General features: G+C 64.4%; 12 protein-coding genes. 5 read left to right on the top strand and 7 right to left on the bottom strand.

The annotated features are described in order from the left end of the window. Nucleotides 1-3 precede the first annotated feature (3 nt). A complete protein-coding gene (locus tag UB31_RS20310; RefSeq protein WP_045012182.1) occupies nt 4-1,704 on the bottom strand; it encodes a fatty acyl-AMP ligase in 1,701 nt (566 codons plus the stop codon). Between the two features lie 26 nt (nt 1,705-1,730). Continuing rightward, on the bottom strand, nt 1,731-1,985 hold the full coding sequence (locus UB31_RS20315) for an acyl carrier protein (protein WP_045006277.1): 255 nt from the start codon (nt 1,983-1,985) through the stop codon (nt 1,731-1,733). A 218-nt stretch (nt 1,986-2,203) separates the two neighbouring features. Here UB31_RS20315 and UB31_RS20320 point away from each other — a divergent pair, with 218 nt between their 5' ends. Together UB31_RS20320 and UB31_RS20325 are read left to right on the top strand one after the other, a co-directional pair. Next, a complete protein-coding gene (locus UB31_RS20320; protein ID WP_050044805.1) occupies nt 2,204-5,392 on the top strand; it encodes a CHAT domain-containing tetratricopeptide repeat protein in 3,189 nt (1,062 codons plus the stop codon). Between the two features lie 92 nt (nt 5,393-5,484). Beyond that, nucleotides 5,485-6,711, top strand: a complete 1,227-nt coding sequence (locus UB31_RS20325) for a hypothetical protein (RefSeq protein ID WP_245306028.1) — start codon at nt 5,485-5,487, stop codon at nt 6,709-6,711. 86 nt (nt 6,712-6,797) lie between these two features. Here UB31_RS20325 and UB31_RS20330 read toward each other — a convergent pair whose 3' ends face one another. Next, nucleotides 6,798-7,589 (bottom strand): L,D-transpeptidase, encoded by a 792-nt coding sequence (locus tag UB31_RS20330; RefSeq protein WP_045012183.1) that lies wholly within the window; start codon nt 7,587-7,589, stop codon nt 6,798-6,800. A 303-nt stretch (nt 7,590-7,892) separates the two neighbouring features. Here UB31_RS20330 and UB31_RS40525 point away from each other — a divergent pair, with 303 nt between their 5' ends. Continuing rightward, a complete protein-coding gene (locus UB31_RS40525) occupies nt 7,893-8,213 on the top strand; it encodes a hypothetical protein (protein WP_082078567.1) in 321 nt (106 codons plus the stop codon). Nucleotides 8,214-8,268: 55 nt separating this feature from the next. On the opposite strand, the gene UB31_RS20335 is transcribed toward UB31_RS40525, so the two are convergent. Then, nucleotides 8,269-9,030 (bottom strand): ABC transporter permease, encoded by a 762-nt coding sequence (locus UB31_RS20335; protein WP_045012184.1) that lies wholly within the window; start codon nt 9,028-9,030, stop codon nt 8,269-8,271. Further along, a complete protein-coding gene (locus tag UB31_RS20340) occupies nt 9,027-9,950 on the bottom strand; it encodes an ABC transporter ATP-binding protein (RefSeq protein ID WP_045006151.1) in 924 nt (307 codons plus the stop codon). Before UB31_RS20340 ends, UB31_RS20335 begins: the two co-directional genes overlap by 4 nt. 277 nt (nt 9,951-10,227) lie before the next feature. Between UB31_RS20340 and UB31_RS20345 the strand changes: the two genes are divergently transcribed. Further along, a complete protein-coding gene (locus UB31_RS20345) occupies nt 10,228-10,941 on the top strand; it encodes a hypothetical protein (protein WP_045012185.1) in 714 nt (237 codons plus the stop codon). Between the two features lie 172 nt (nt 10,942-11,113). On the opposite strand, the gene UB31_RS20350 is transcribed toward UB31_RS20345, so the two are convergent. Continuing rightward, on the bottom strand, nt 11,114-11,506 hold the full coding sequence (locus UB31_RS20350) for a PRC-barrel domain-containing protein (protein ID WP_045006153.1): 393 nt from the start codon (nt 11,504-11,506) through the stop codon (nt 11,114-11,116). Nucleotides 11,507-11,939: 433 nt separating this feature from the next. On the opposite strand from UB31_RS20350, the gene UB31_RS20355 reads away from it, so the two are divergent. After that, nucleotides 11,940-12,959: a zinc-binding metallopeptidase family protein gene (locus UB31_RS20355; RefSeq protein ID WP_045012186.1), complete on the top strand. Its 1,020-nt coding sequence runs from the start codon at nt 11,940-11,942 to the stop codon at nt 12,957-12,959. A gap of 42 nt (nt 12,960-13,001) precedes the next feature. Here UB31_RS20355 and UB31_RS20360 read toward each other — a convergent pair whose 3' ends face one another. After that, nucleotides 13,002-13,772 carry an SDR family oxidoreductase gene (locus tag UB31_RS20360; protein WP_045012187.1) on the bottom strand — a complete coding sequence of 257 codons (771 nt, stop codon included), beginning with the start codon at nt 13,770-13,772 and terminating at the stop codon, nt 13,002-13,004. Nucleotides 13,773-13,779 lie beyond the last annotated feature (7 nt).

Below are 13,779 nucleotides of genomic sequence, written 5' to 3' on the forward strand. Positions count from 1 at the left end.
CGATCAGCCGATGTCCTCGAAGCCACCGTCGAGCCAGAGCCCGCGCGCCAGCTTGCGCTGGATCTTGCCGCTGGTGGTCTTCGGCAGTGTGCCGGGACGGATCAGCGCGATGTGGCGCGCAGAGAGCTCGTGGCTGTCGGCGATGGCCTCGCGTATTCGGCCCTTGATCTCGGCGGTGTCGATGGTGTGCCGTGCTGTACGTTCGACCTCCTGGACGATGACGAGGGTTTCCTCTCCGGTCTCGTCCGGCACCGAGAACGCCGCGCCGCAGTTTTCGCGCAAGCCTTCGTTGAGCGCCTGCACCGTGCGCTCGATGTCCTGCGGATAATGGTTGATGCCGCGGATGATGATGAGGTCCTTGATCCGCCCGGTGACAAACAATTCGCCGTCGGCATCGAGGAAGCCGAGATCGCCGGTGCGCAGCCACGGGCTGTCTTCGCCGGCAATCGCGGCGTTGAGTCCCTCGCGCGTCGCCGTATCGTTGCGCCAATAGGCGCGCGCGGCATTCGCGCCGGTGACCCAGATCTCGCCGATGCGGTCGATGGCAACCCGTTCGCGGCTGTCCGGCTCGACGATGGCGATCCGCTCGCCAGAGAGTGCGCGGCCGCAGCCGACCAGAACCTGCGCATCGTCCGGATCGGTCGGCGCCTCCGCCACATGCGCCTGAAGCGCCGCGCGGCTGACACTGCGCGTGATGTGACCTCCGCCGCGTTTCCCTCCGGAGATCAGAAGCGTCGCCTCCGCCATGCCATAGGCAGGATACATCGCGCGCGGATCGAATCCATGCGGCGCAAATGTCGCGGCGAACCGTTCGATGGTGTCCGCATGCACCGGCTCGGCGCCATTGAGCGCGATTTTGAGCGAGGACAGGTCGACGCCATCCATCTGATCGGCGCGGTAGCGGCTGACGCAGAGGTCGAAGCCGAAATTCGGGCTGCACGCCACTTCAGCACGATAATGGGAGATCGCGCGCAGCCAGCCGAGCGGACGCTGCATGAACGCGTTCGGCGCCATCAGCACACAGGTCGCACCGACATAGAGCGCTTGCAGCGCGTTCAGGATCAACCCCATGTCGTGATAGAGCGGCACCCAGTTGACATAGGTTGATTGCCTGGTGTTGCCGAGCGCCAGCCGGATCATCTCGAGATTGGCGAGCAGATTGGCATGGCTCACGATTGCGCCCTTCGGATCAGAGGTCGAACCGGAGGTGTATTGCAGGAACGCGATGTCGTCGGACGCAGGCTCTTGCAAGTCGACCGTCGCGCCGGCCGCTGTGGCGAGGTCGACTTCGATCCACCGGATAGTTTCCTGCGCGAAGCGCGCCTGCAGATCACCGCGCATCGCGAATGCGGTGGTCGTCAGCGCGAGCGCCGACGTGCAATTTGCGAGGATTGCGGCGCTGGCGTCACGGGCGCTGTTTCGCCGCGGCATCATCATCGGCACGGCGATAATTCCAGCCATCAGGCAGCCGAAGAACGCCACCATGAATTCGATGCCGGGTGGAAACACCAGGATGGCGCGGTCGCCGGGCTGCGCAGCCGCGGTCAGGTGCGACGCCAGCGCACGTGAGGCGTCGTGCAATTGGCGGAAGGTGAGGGCCGCTTCCTCCGTCCCGCGATCGGAGACGAAGACATAGGCGCGATCGTCGCCCTGGTCCGCCGCACGCCGGGCCAGCAGAGCCACGAGCGAGCGGAAAGTGTCCATTTGGGTTGCGCCGATCTCAGTCGCTCTCAGGCGGCGGAGCGGATGGCGCGCTTGTCGGCGAGAAATCGCGACAGCGCCTCAACGGTAGGGTGATCGTAGAAGTCGTCCGTCGACAGTTCGAGGTCGAGCTTTTCCTCGAGGTCCATCATGAGGTAGACGAGCATCGCCGAATCGAGGCCGAGACGGTTGAATTTTGTGCCGGTGTCGACCCGGTCCGTCGAAATGCGCAGGATATTGGCTAGCGCAGTAACGCAGAAATCCGAAATCTGCTCGCGTGTCATGTTGCTTCCCAGAAACAATTGGAACGACAATACGGGCGACCCCGAGGTTGTCAATTTGGCCGGAACGCCGCAGCGTTGAAGGTTGGGGACTGTTGCTTTCCGGCGTCGCCGGCTACTCAATTCGTGCACAGATGACGCGATTTCCCGTGGTCGACAGGGGCCGCGGCCGCCCGTATCCTCCTAAAATTGCAATTTGACGCGCGTGACGGGATTTTCGCATGAACCGCGCCCGCTTGTTTGCTGCGTTTCTGATTCTGCTCCTGCTGTCCGGAGCGGCCTCCGCCCAGCGCGGCAACGATTTTGATTCGCTGGTTGCACAGGTCAACGCGGCGACTCAAGCCGGACGTTGGGCCGACGGGCTCGCTGCGGCCCAAAAGCTGGAAAACCTGGTGCGCCGCCGGCAGGGCACGGACAACATGAACTATGCCGGGGTGCTGCATAACGAGGGCATGTTCCTCCATAATCTTGGCCGCTTGCCGGAGGCCGTCGACAAGCTCAATGCGGCGCTTGCCATCAAGCTGCGCAACAATGACGTCGCCTCGACCCTGCGCACCTCGAACGTCCTGGCGGCATCGCTCGGCATGCTCGATCACCGGGCGGAGGCGACAGCCGTGGCCGAGCGGGCGCTGGCGCTCGGCACCAGCGCTTTCGGGGCCAACGACGTCCGTCTCTCCGACACGCTGTCGTCGCTTGGCGGGCTCGCGCGCGACAAGGAGAATTTGGGGGAGTCCGTCCGCTATTTCGAGCGGGCGTTGGCCGGCCTGCAGGCCGCCAATTCGTCCCCGATCGATGTCGCATCCGCCATGGACGATCTCGGCGATGTCTACGGACTGCTTGGGCGCTTCGACGACGGCGAGAGTATGTTGAAGCAGGCACTTGATCTGTTCGACCGCAGCTTTGGCAAGAACGCCGAGACTGCGCCGAACTACGACAAGATGCTCAATGATCTCGGCAACCTCTATCTGGATGCCGGGCGATTGCCTGATGCCGAGGCGGCAATGCGCCGTTCGCTCGCGATCACGCGGATGCGGAACGGTGATGCTCATCCGAATGTCGCGGGCACCATGGGCAATCTTGCAACCGTGCTGGAGCACGAGGGACGCTACGCCGAGGCCGAAAAGCTCTACCAGCAGACGCTTCAGGCCTATGAGCGGATCTTCGGCTCCAATCATCCGACCACGGCGATCGGGCTCAACAATCTCGCCAATGTCTACTCAGCTCAGGGCAGGAACGAAGCGGCAGCAGGCCTCCAGGAGCGCGTGCTCGCCATCTACGAGAAGGCGTTTGGTCCCGAGAGCCCCGATGTCGGGCGGGCCCTCAACAATCTTGCGAATAGTTACGCAGATATGGGACGCAACGCACAGGCGCTCGATCTCTACCGGCGGTCGCTGGTCGTGATGGAGCGCAAGTTTGGCGAGGGCAGTGGCCCGACCGCGCTGGCGGCAGGATCGCTCGGACAGGCTCTGAGGGACGCGGGCCAGACGGATGAGGCGCGGCTGTACCTGGTCCGGAGCCTCGAGATTGACGAGCGCGCCCTCGGCGGCAGGCATCCGCAGCTCGTCAAGGACCTGCGCGCGATCGCGCTGCTCGACCTCAAGACCGGCAACATGGCGGATGCGCGCAGCCAGCTCGACCGTGCGCTCGCGATCGCGCGGGACCGGCTCGGGCCGCGCCATCATGACACCATCGCCACGCTGATCAACCTCGCCGATGCCGACCGCCGCGAAGGCAAATGGCTGGACAGCCTGGCACGGTTGCGGCTCGCCGCCACCGCGCTCAACGCGCAGCAGAATGTGCAGTTCATTCGTTTTCCCGAGCTCGATCCCTGGCTGATCGATGCGATCTGGCGCGTCTCCGACGGCAAGCCGGACAATGCGGCAAAGGACGAAGCCTTCGGCGCCGCGCAGCGCGCGCATGAGACAAGTGCGGGCGCGGCTCTGTCCCAGATGGCGGCGCGGTTCGGCGCGGGCAATGATGCGATCGCGGGACTGGTGCGGCGGCAGCAAGATCTGAAGGCGAGCCTCGAGACGCTCGACAAGCGCGTGACCTCGGAGCTCGGGCAGGCGGATGGAAAGCGCAACGACACGCTGATCGCGAGCCTGCGTGTGCAGACGGCGCAAACGCAGAAATCGCTCGACGATGTTTCGGCGCAGCTTGACCGCAGTTTTCCGGCCTATGCCGAATTGTCCAGTCCGCAACCGCTGTCGATTGCGCAAACGCAGGGGCTGCTGAAGTCCGACGAGGCGCTGCTGGCGTTCATCGTGCTGGGCGACAAGACTTATGCGTTCGCGATAACGCGCGAGGCAAGCGCGTTGCGCCAGATCGCGCTCGGCAGCCGCGAGCTCAATGACCGCGTCGCGCATTTGCGGCAAGGGCTCACCGATCCGGAAGCCGCAAAATCGTCGTTCGACCTCGATGCGTCCTTCGAACTCTACACGACGCTGTTCGGTCCGATATTGGGCGACATCGGCGGTAAGCCGAAACTGCTGGTCGTCCCGGCCGGCGCGCTGACCAGCCTGCCGTTTCAGGTGCTGGTGACGAAAAAGTCTGACATGGCGTCCGCCGATCGCTATCGGCAGGCGGCGTGGCTGCTCAATGAGCGCGCCATCACGGTGCTGCCGTCAGTGCCGAGCCTGCGGGCGCTACGCAGTTTTGCCAGGGATTCGCGCGCCCAAAGGCCGTTCATCGGCTTTGGCGATCCGGTGTTGCAGCGGTCGTCCGGCGACAAGCGCCCAGGGCGGAGCGTGCAGCCCTACCAGAACTACTATGACGGCTCCGCCGTCGATCTCGAGCGTCTGCGCACGGGTCTGCCCGCGCTGCCGGAGACCGCAGGCGAGCTCCAGGCCGTGGCGCGTGCGCTCGGCGCTTCGCCACAGGACGACGTCAAGCTCGGTACGGCCGCGACCGTGACAAACGTCAGCCTGCTTCCGCTCGATCAATACCGCGTCGTCGATTTCGCCACCCACGGCCTCGTCGCCGGCGAGGTCAACGGCCTCAGCGAGCCCGCGCTCGTGCTCACGCTGCCGGACCGGCCGACCAGCGATGATGACGGCCTGCTCACCGCAAGCCGTATCGCAAAGCTCAGGCTCGATGCCGACTGGGCGGTCCTCTCTGCGTGCAACACCGCCGCCGGAGACAGGCCGGGTGCGGAAGGCCTGTCCGGCCTTGCGCGCGCCTTCTTCTACGCCGGCGCGCGAGCGCTGCTGGTCTCGCATTGGCCGGTTGATTCCGACGCGGCGGTGCGCCTGACCACGGGCGCCTTCTCCGAGCTCACCGCACATCCCGGCATCGGCCGTGCCGAGGCGCTGAGGCGATCGATGAAGGCTCTGATCGCCGACCGGTCGTCACCGCGCAACGCCGATCCGGCCATCTGGGCGCCGTTCGTGCTGGTCGGCGAGGGCGGTTGACGGCGGCTGCGGAAGGCCGAAACTGTCGCTCAAAGAAGGTCCCGGGAGCGATTCACATCCGGCATATCCTCATCGCGACGGTGGTGGCTTTGATGATCGGACAAGCGGCAGCCAAGGATGTTTTGTCGGGCGCGAGCCTCTATGAAGATGTGGCGCGCTACGCCTCCTTCGGCCTGCACCGCTTCGGCTCGCTGGGTGACCGTGCGACTGCTGACTGGATCGCCGGCGAGCTTTCGGCTGCCGGCTTTGCGATCAAATTCCAGCCCGTCGTGCTCGGCCGGCAATATGTCGTCGAGCGAGCCAGCGCTGAAGCCGTCGGCATCAGCGTCGAGGCGACGCCGTTCTGGTGGCCGCCGGAGGACAAGGCCAGCTTCCATCTCTCCGCCCCGCTGGCGCGCGACGGCGATGTCGCGGGAAAGGTTCTCAGGATCGAGCTGCCGTTTGATCGCGGCGCCTATCTCGGTCCTGCCCATCGCACGGCGATCGCCGAGGCCGCGGCTAGGAAGCCCGCCGCCATCCTGCTGATGATCGGCAATCCCGCCGACGACCGCTTCGCCTACAATGTCACGCAGGAGGACGCGCCCTGGCCGGTGCCGGTGATGGTGGTCGGCGCCAAGGCGCGGGCGACATTCGAGCGTGCGCTGGCGTCAGGTGCGCCGGTGACCTTCGATGTTGCGGGCCATTACGAGCGCAACGTTTCAGGCCGCAACGTCATCGCCGAGACCGGCATCGGCCGCGGGCCGACCATCGTCGTCTCCACACCGATGACCGGCTGGTACACTTGCGTCTGCGAGCGCGGCCCCGGCATCGCCAATTTCCTTGCGCTGGCACGCACGGTCGCCGCGGAAAAATGGCCGGCGCATTTCGTCTTTATCGCCACTGCCGGCCATGAGATCGGCCATGGCGGCATGGAGTTGTTCTTGAAGGATGGCGCGCCCGCGCCAAAGGACACGCTGGCCTGGATCCATTTCGGCTCGTCGAACGCCTGCTACGCGGTTGCGGAGGGGGCCCGCACTGACCGGGCTGAAGAGGAGCGCTATCTCGTGCTGAGCAAGTCGGCGGTCACGTTGACCGACGAGGCCTTCGTCGCCGTCGCGGCAAAACGTCTGGTGACGGAGAAGCAGGCGGTCGGCGAGCTGCGCGACGTGCATGCAGCGGGCTACGCCAATTTCCTCGGCATGGCCGGTCGCCATCATACGTTCCATACGCCGGCAGATGATCTCGGCGCGACCGGGCCCAAGATCCTCGAGCCGGTCGCGCGCGCTTTTGTCGATGCTGCACGAAAAATCGTCGAACGCGGCGACGCCGCGTTCAGATAGAGCATGATTCGGAAAAGTGTGGAGCGGTTTTCCCTCGCGACAAACGCGGAACGCGTTTGCGCGGAGATCATGCTCAAATAATAGCGTCAGTTCTGGTAGTAGCCGCGCGGCTGATAATACTGCCGGGGTTGTTGCTGCTGATAGTAATAGCCCTGCTGACCGTAGCCCTGGTCGTAAGATGGTTGCTGCTGCGGCTGCTGCTGGTAGACCTGCGCACCATAGGCGCGATTGACAGGGCGCGGCGCCGGATAGCGCGCGCCGGTGTCGCTGCCGTCAGCGGGATAGATGTAATTGTCATCCTGCGGCATGTAGCGCCGGGCGGGCTGCGCCGGCGGCGTCAGATTCACGGGATCGCCAGTGGTGGCGTACTGCTGCTGCTCTTCGGCCGGCTGCGGGCCGCGGGCCACCGCGTTGGTGGTGCGGCCGCGCGGATTGCGGGCCAGCGCCACCTGCGCCGAGCCAGTCAGCGTCACCGAGGTGTTGAGCACGCCCTGCTCCTGCACCAGCGCATAAAGCGTGGTGGCGTTCTGGCGCGACAGCCGCACGCAGCCATGCGAGGCGGGCGTACCCAATCGTCCGACCGAGTCGGTGCCGTGGATGGCGTGCCCGACCTTGGTGAAGAAGATCGAGTGCGGCATCGGCGCGTCGTCGAATTCCTTGGAGTAGTGATCCTCTTCCATGCGGAAGGCGCGGAACGCGCCGTTCGGCGTCTCGCGCGACGGGATGCCGGTCGACACCGGCCAGTGGTAGCGCGTGATGCCGTCGACCACGACGGTCATCTGCTGATTGTCCTTGTCGACGGTAATGTCGACCTTGGCCTGCGCGCTGCCCGCGCTCAAAAGCATCAAGGAAGTGAAAGCAATGAAAAAGGAACGCATCTGACGTCTGGCCTCCGGCCTGTTCACGCAAGCGCCGCGGCTCTCCGTCCCCCGGCGCGCACTATGCCTGCAATCCGGCTTTCGTTCCAGCGGTCTGCCCGCCCATCGTTAACGTGATGCCGGGCGTAAGCAAGGCTGCTTTGTGCCGCGCCGCCTGCGGCGGTGCTGACATTTTCGCGAGCAGGGTGCGTTCACAACGCCGACAATTCGTCACAAAGGCGCAACCATTTGGCTGCCCCGGGCGTTGTTCATCACCTACCTCGACAGGCGGCTCCGGCCGTCATTTACCCCTGGGGACCCAAGATGAACAAAGCTCGTATCGCCGCCGCGCAACTGCCGGTGGGCTTCCGGACCCGCCTGCTTTTCGCCGGCGCCGCCGTCCTTCTGGCCCTGGCTAGCTTGCCGCAACCTGGCCACGCCCAGGGCATCGTCCGCGGTGCCCAGGAAGGTACTTATGAAGGCAACCGTATCGCCGGCCCCGTGGGCGGCGCGGTCGGTGGTGTCGTCGGTGCCGGTGTCGGCGGAGCCGTCGGCGCCGTGGATGGCATCTTGGGCATTCCCTATCACGGCCACCGCCGTTGCCGCGGCTACTATGACGGCTACCACCATTTCCGTTGCTATTGACGACCGGTGGTCATTCCGGGGCGCGCCTCTTGGCGCCCCGGAATGACGCTGAAGGTCAGTTCTTCAGCCGATATCCCGTCCGGAAAATCCACCAGATTGCGCCCAGGCAGATCGCCAGGAACGCCACGGTCATGCCGAAGCTGACGAATATGCTGACATCCGCGATCTCGTAAAAGCTCCAGCGGAAGCCGGAGATCAAATAGACGACCGGGTTGAACAGCGTCACGGTGCGCCAGGCCGGCGGGAGCATGTCGACGGAATAGAAGCTGCCGCCGAGGAAGGTCAGCGGCGTCACCACCAGCATCGGGATCATCTGGAGTTTTTCGAACCCGTCGGCCCAGATGCCGATGATGAAGCCGAACAGGCTGAAGGTGACAGCCGTCAGCACCAGGAAGACCAGCATCCAAACCGGATGCTGGATGTGCAGCGGCACGAACATGCCGGCTGTCGCCAGGATGATGAGGCCCAAAATGATCGACTTGGTCGCGGCCGCGCCGACATAGCCGAGCACGATCTCGACATAGGAGATCGGCGCTGACAGGATCTCGTAGATCGTGCCGACGAATTTCGGGAAGTAGATGCCGAACGAGGCATTCGTGATGCTCTGCGTCAGCACCGACAGCATGATCAGGCCCGGCACGATAAAGGTGCCGTAGCTGACGCCCTCGACCTGGCTGATGCGCGAGCCGATCGCGGCGCCAAACACCACGAAATAGAGCGAGGTCGAGACCACCGGCGAGACGATGCTTTGCAGCAACGTGCGCCAGGTGCGCGCCATTTCGAACAGATAGATGGCGCGGACAGCGCGGTAGTTCATGACGTCCTCACGAGATCGACGAAGATGTCCTCGAGCGACGATTGCGTCGTGTCGAGATCGTTGAAGCGGATGCCGGCGTTGCGCAAATCGCTGAGCAGGCTGGTGATGCCGGTGCGTTCGCCCTTGGTGTCGTAGTCGTAGATCAGCGTCGCGCCGCTGTCGCAGAGGTCGAGCTCGTAGTGGGTGAGGCTCTCCGGCAGCGCGCTGAGCTTGCCTTGCAGATGCAACGTCAGCCGTTTCTTGCCGAGCTTCTGCATCAAGGTCGCCTTGTCCTCGACCAGCACGATCTCGCCCTTGTTGATGACGCCGATGCGGTCGGCCATCTCCTCAGCTTCCTCGATGTAGTGCGTGGTGAGGATGATGGTGACACCGGACTGCTGAAGGGTGCGCACGACTTCCCACATGCCCTTGCGCAGCTCGACGTCGACGCCGGCGGTCGGCTCGTCCAGAAACAGGATCTGCGGCTCGTGCGACAGCGCTTTCGCGATCATCACGCGGCGCTTCATGCCGCCGGAGAGCGTGATGATCTTGTTGTCTTTCTTGTCCCAGAGCGAAAGGTCTTTCAGCACCTTCTCGATATGGGCCGGGTTCTTCGGCTTGCCGAACAGGCCGCGGGAGAAGCTCACGGTCGCCCACACGCTCTCGAAGGCGTCGGTGTGCAATTCCTGCGGCACCAGCCCGATCAGCGAGCGCGCCTTGCGGTAGGAGGTCCGGATGTCCTCGCCGCCGACCAGGACCTTGCCCTCGCTCGGATTGGCGATGCCGCAGACGATGGAGATCAGCGTGGTCTTGCCGGCGCCGTTGGGGCCGAGCAGCGCGAAGATCTCGCCGCGCTTGATGTCGAGATTGACGTTTTTGAGCGCCTTGAAGCCGGACCCATAGGTCTTCGACAGATTGGCGACAGAGATGATGGGGGACATGATGGCCGGTAGGGGGTGGGGAGGGAGGCGCTGGAACCCGCACCCTGTCGGGCGGAGACCAGCGGAGCCCTGAAATAGGAATGCCCTTGCCCGGTCGCAATTGCCGAGAGAAAAATGGTCTCAAAACAGGCCCTTAGGTGGCAGGTTTCGGGCAAGTGTTGCGCGATGGTCACGGGCTGCGGCTAAGATTGTCGCTCACGCGGCTCTTTGTTGCGTCTGCGAGCAGGCCATGGCTACGATTCCGACCAATTGCTAAGTGTCCCCAGGGAAAAGATCGATGAGACCGAACGGCCGTTACGCAGCCGGCGCCAGCCAGTTGTCCACCCTCCGCGCGTGGGCGATCTGCCTGCTCCTGCTGTCAACTGTTGCCATGAGCCCGACCACCGCCAAGGCGGCGCCGAGCCAGGCCGCCGCGACGACCCATGTCTATCTGCTCCGCGGCGTGCTCAACATCTTCTCGCTCGGGCTCGACACCATCGGTGCAAGGCTCGAGGCGCAGGGCATCCCGGTGACGGTCGCAAACTTCGTCTCCTGGTCCTCGCTCGCCAATGAGGCGGCGGCGAACTACAAGGCCGGCCGGCTCAAGACCATCGTGCTGGTCGGGCACTCATCGGGCGCGACCGCGCTGCCCGACATGATCGCCAAGCTCAACCAGCTCGGCGTTCCCGTGAAGCTCGCGATCGGGCTCGACTCCGTGTTCAAGACCAGGCTGTCGACCGGCGCCGAACGCTACATCAACATCTATATCGGCGACGGTCCGGGTGAGCCGGTACGGGCCGCGACCGGTCTTCGTGGCAAGCTCGACAACGTCGACGTGCGCGGCAGCGGCGTCGGCCACATCACCATCGACAAGAACGAAGCGATCCAGCGCCGCGTGATCGCCGAGATCGATGCCGCGATCGCGCGTTCGCGCGGGCCTGCGCCGGTGGCCGAGCCTGGCGCGCCACGGGCTGCGCGTTCAGCAGCGGCAACGGCTCCGGGCCGCAACTGAAGCTTCCGCCGGAAACGGCTGAACCGATGATGCCGCCGTCCTGCCGACGGCGGCATTGTCGTATCTGCAAGTCGAGCCAGTTCTCCTCGCGGCTCGTCGTCGTGCGTCAAACATGAAAAGGGGCACGCCGCGTGAGCGGCATGCCCTCCAAGACATCATCGGGAACGACGATTTATTTCTTCTCGGGCACCCAGGTCGTGCTCGCCTTGTCATATTTGAAGCCCGGTGCGTCCTTGAGCGTGTCTTTGGTCTCCTCGACCGTCAGCCACCATTTGTCGTTCTTCTTGGCGGTCTTGACTGCGCTGAAGGGAATGATGACGTCCTTTTCGCCGACGCCCAGGAAGCCTCCGACGCCGAGAACGAGGCCGGTGATTTTGCCGGACTTGTCGACCAGCACGTCATCGATATCGCCGATCTTGCTTTCCTTGGGATCGTAGACGGCCTGTTTGTAGTAGTTGGTCACCGTCCAGCTTTCCGTCGGCCCCGATTTCATGGTGGTCGTTGCTGCATGAGCAGCGGTGGCGGCGGCAACCGCGAGGGCACATGCCAAAACCAGCTTTTTCATCTTGATCTCCTCAGCTTATCAATCGCGGTGCCAACGGGAAAATTAGGCAAAGGTTCCTCGCGCCCGTTCCGGTGTGCGATCGAGCACCCGCGGAGCACCGCTAGCAAAATGCCGGGTGAGACGAAGAGGAACCCGCGTCTCGATCGGGTGTTGTTACTCCATGACGGAGAGACCAAACGCCGGCCCAATGGCAGTTCAGCCTGAGCGCGCTTGGGCAGGTCAGCCGGTTGCCGAAACTGCGCCTGCGAAGAAGCCGTGGTCGCGGTTGAAGCGATTGAACGCAACGTGGGCCAGTCGGCTGAGGGAGCGCGCGCTCCGGACACAGCGTGCTTTACTGGCCGGCAAGAAGATCAATCGCGACGTTTCCAAAACCTAGCTGCCGACAAGACCTGGCTGACAATCGGCTATCGCGATTTCTGTTTGGGGCTGACGCATGAGAGAATTCCAGTGCCCGTCGTGCCGGCAACCTGTCTCGTTCGAGCAGATCGAATGTGCGAACTGCGGCAGCCAGTTGGCGTTCGATTCCTCGTGCATTGGCATGACATCGCTCGACTTCAAACGCCCCTGCAGCAACCGCGACATCATCGGCTGTAACTGGTCCGTCGACGGATCGGAGTGGTACTGCGACGCCTGCCGTCTGACGCGAACGATCCCGAACCTCGGCAGCTCCAGAAACGTCCTGCTTTGGCGACGCGTGGAGGGAGCCAAGCGCCGTCTTCTCTATGACCTCAGCCGTCTGCGGCTGCCGCTCGTGTCGCGCAGCGGCGCGCGCGTGGCCTTCGACATTCTCTCGGACGAGACGAATTCGATCCTGACCGGGCACCTGTCAGGCCTCATCACGCTCAACCTCGCAGAAGCCGACGACGTCGAGCGTGAGGCGCGCAGGGTGTCGTTTCGGGAGCCGTATCGCACGTTGCTCGGGCACTTCCGCCATGAGATCGGTCACTTCTACTGGGACGTTCTCGTCGACAGCACGAATTTCCGGGCGCCGTTCCGGCTGATCTTTGGTGACGAGACGCAGGACTATCAAGCTGCGATACGCGGCTACTACAGCCGCACCGATCGTTCGTACGATCGGATGGGCTTCATCAGCGAGTACGCCACGTCCCATCCCTGGGAGGATTGGGCCGAAACCTTCGCGCATTTTCTCCACATCGTGTCGACGCTCGACTCGCTGGCAGGCTTGCCGCTGTCGCTGGACGAGCGCGCCCGGCAGACCCTGACGGATCCCTATTTCGAGAGCGACTTCGAAGCGCTGCTGGCATTGTGGACGCCGCTCTCCCGCGGCATCAACGAGCTCAACCGGTCGCTCGGGATGAACGACGCCTATCCGTTCGACATATCGCCGGCGGTGAAAGGCAAGCTGCATCTCGTCCACATGGCGATCAGCGCGTTTCGCGATCAGCAAGGGGCGCTGGAGGACGCGGCGAGGATTTACGCTCCGGCGGAGTAGGGCGGCCGTCCTCGGCCCCGATGCAGCGCCAGTTTCATCTCCTCACACCGATTTCACCTCGCCGCCGTCCATGCGCAGCACCGTGCCGGTCATCCAGCGCGCGGCGGGCGAGACGGCGAATGCGGTAAGGTCGGCGATCTCTTGGGGCTCGCCGAAGCGGCCGATGCCGGCCTGGCTGAGAACATGTCGTTTGGCGTCGTCGAGCGTGACGTTTCGAGACGCGGCGATCCGCTCCAGCATCGACAACCGGCGGCCGGTCATGATCGCGCCGGGCGAGATGCTGTTGACCTGGACGCCGTCCGCGATGCCGCGCTCCGCGAACGCCTTGGCCAGCGCTTCGATCGCCGCGTTGATCGCTCCGACGGCCGCAGCCGCCGGCTTCGGAATCACCGCGGCATTGCCGGACATGAAGACAACGCTTCCCTCGGCCTGCTTCAGGGCCTCCCAGGCGCGGATGGTCAGCCGGCGCGCGCCGTGAAACTTCAGCGCCATGCCCGCATCCCACTGCGCGTCCGTCATTTCGAACAAGTCGAGCCCGGGGACTGCGCCGGCGACATTAACCAGCGCATCGATGCGGCCAAAGCGGTCCAGCGTCCGGGTCACAACGGCTTCCGCCGAGGCGGAGTCCATCAGGTCGACGTCGAGCGCCAGCGGCTCGGCGCCGGCCGCCGCGATCTCGCGGCCGGCCTCTTGTAGCTTCTCGCCGCTGCGCGCCGTGATGACGACTACGCCGAAGTCCCGCGCGAGCCGAACCGCGGTGGCCCTGCCGATCCCCGAGCTAGCGCCGGTGACGATGGCGACGGGTCTCGTCATGGTGATC

Source organism: Bradyrhizobium sp. LTSP849 (assembly GCF_000938255.1).
In the GTDB taxonomy this organism is placed as follows: domain Bacteria; phylum Pseudomonadota; class Alphaproteobacteria; order Rhizobiales; family Xanthobacteraceae; genus Bradyrhizobium.

Coding starts and splice junctions, on each gene's coding strand:
- UB31_RS20310 (WP_045012182.1), bottom strand. CDS start 1,704: ATGGACACTTTCCGCTCGCTCGTGGCTCTGCTGGCCCGGCGTGCGGCG.
- UB31_RS20315 (WP_045006277.1), bottom strand. CDS start 1,985: ATGACACGCGAGCAGATTTCGGATTTCTGCGTTACTGCGCTAGCCAAT.
- UB31_RS20325 (WP_245306028.1), top strand. CDS start 5,485: ATGATCGGACAAGCGGCAGCCAAGGATGTTTTGTCGGGCGCGAGCCTC.
- UB31_RS20355 (WP_045012186.1), top strand. CDS start 11,940: ATGAGAGAATTCCAGTGCCCGTCGTGCCGGCAACCTGTCTCGTTCGAG.
- UB31_RS20350 (WP_045006153.1), bottom strand. CDS start 11,506: ATGAAAAAGCTGGTTTTGGCATGTGCCCTCGCGGTTGCCGCCGCCACC.
- UB31_RS40525 (WP_082078567.1), top strand. CDS start 7,893: ATGAACAAAGCTCGTATCGCCGCCGCGCAACTGCCGGTGGGCTTCCGG.
- UB31_RS20345 (WP_045012185.1), top strand. CDS start 10,228: ATGAGACCGAACGGCCGTTACGCAGCCGGCGCCAGCCAGTTGTCCACC.
- UB31_RS20320 (WP_050044805.1), top strand. CDS start 2,204: ATGAACCGCGCCCGCTTGTTTGCTGCGTTTCTGATTCTGCTCCTGCTG.
- UB31_RS20340 (WP_045006151.1), bottom strand. CDS start 9,950: ATGTCCCCCATCATCTCTGTCGCCAATCTGTCGAAGACCTATGGGTCC.
- UB31_RS20360 (WP_045012187.1), bottom strand. CDS start 13,772: ATGACGAGACCCGTCGCCATCGTCACCGGCGCTAGCTCGGGGATCGGC.
- UB31_RS20330 (WP_045012183.1), bottom strand. CDS start 7,589: ATGCGTTCCTTTTTCATTGCTTTCACTTCCTTGATGCTTTTGAGCGCG.
- UB31_RS20335 (WP_045012184.1), bottom strand. CDS start 9,030: ATGAACTACCGCGCTGTCCGCGCCATCTATCTGTTCGAAATGGCGCGC.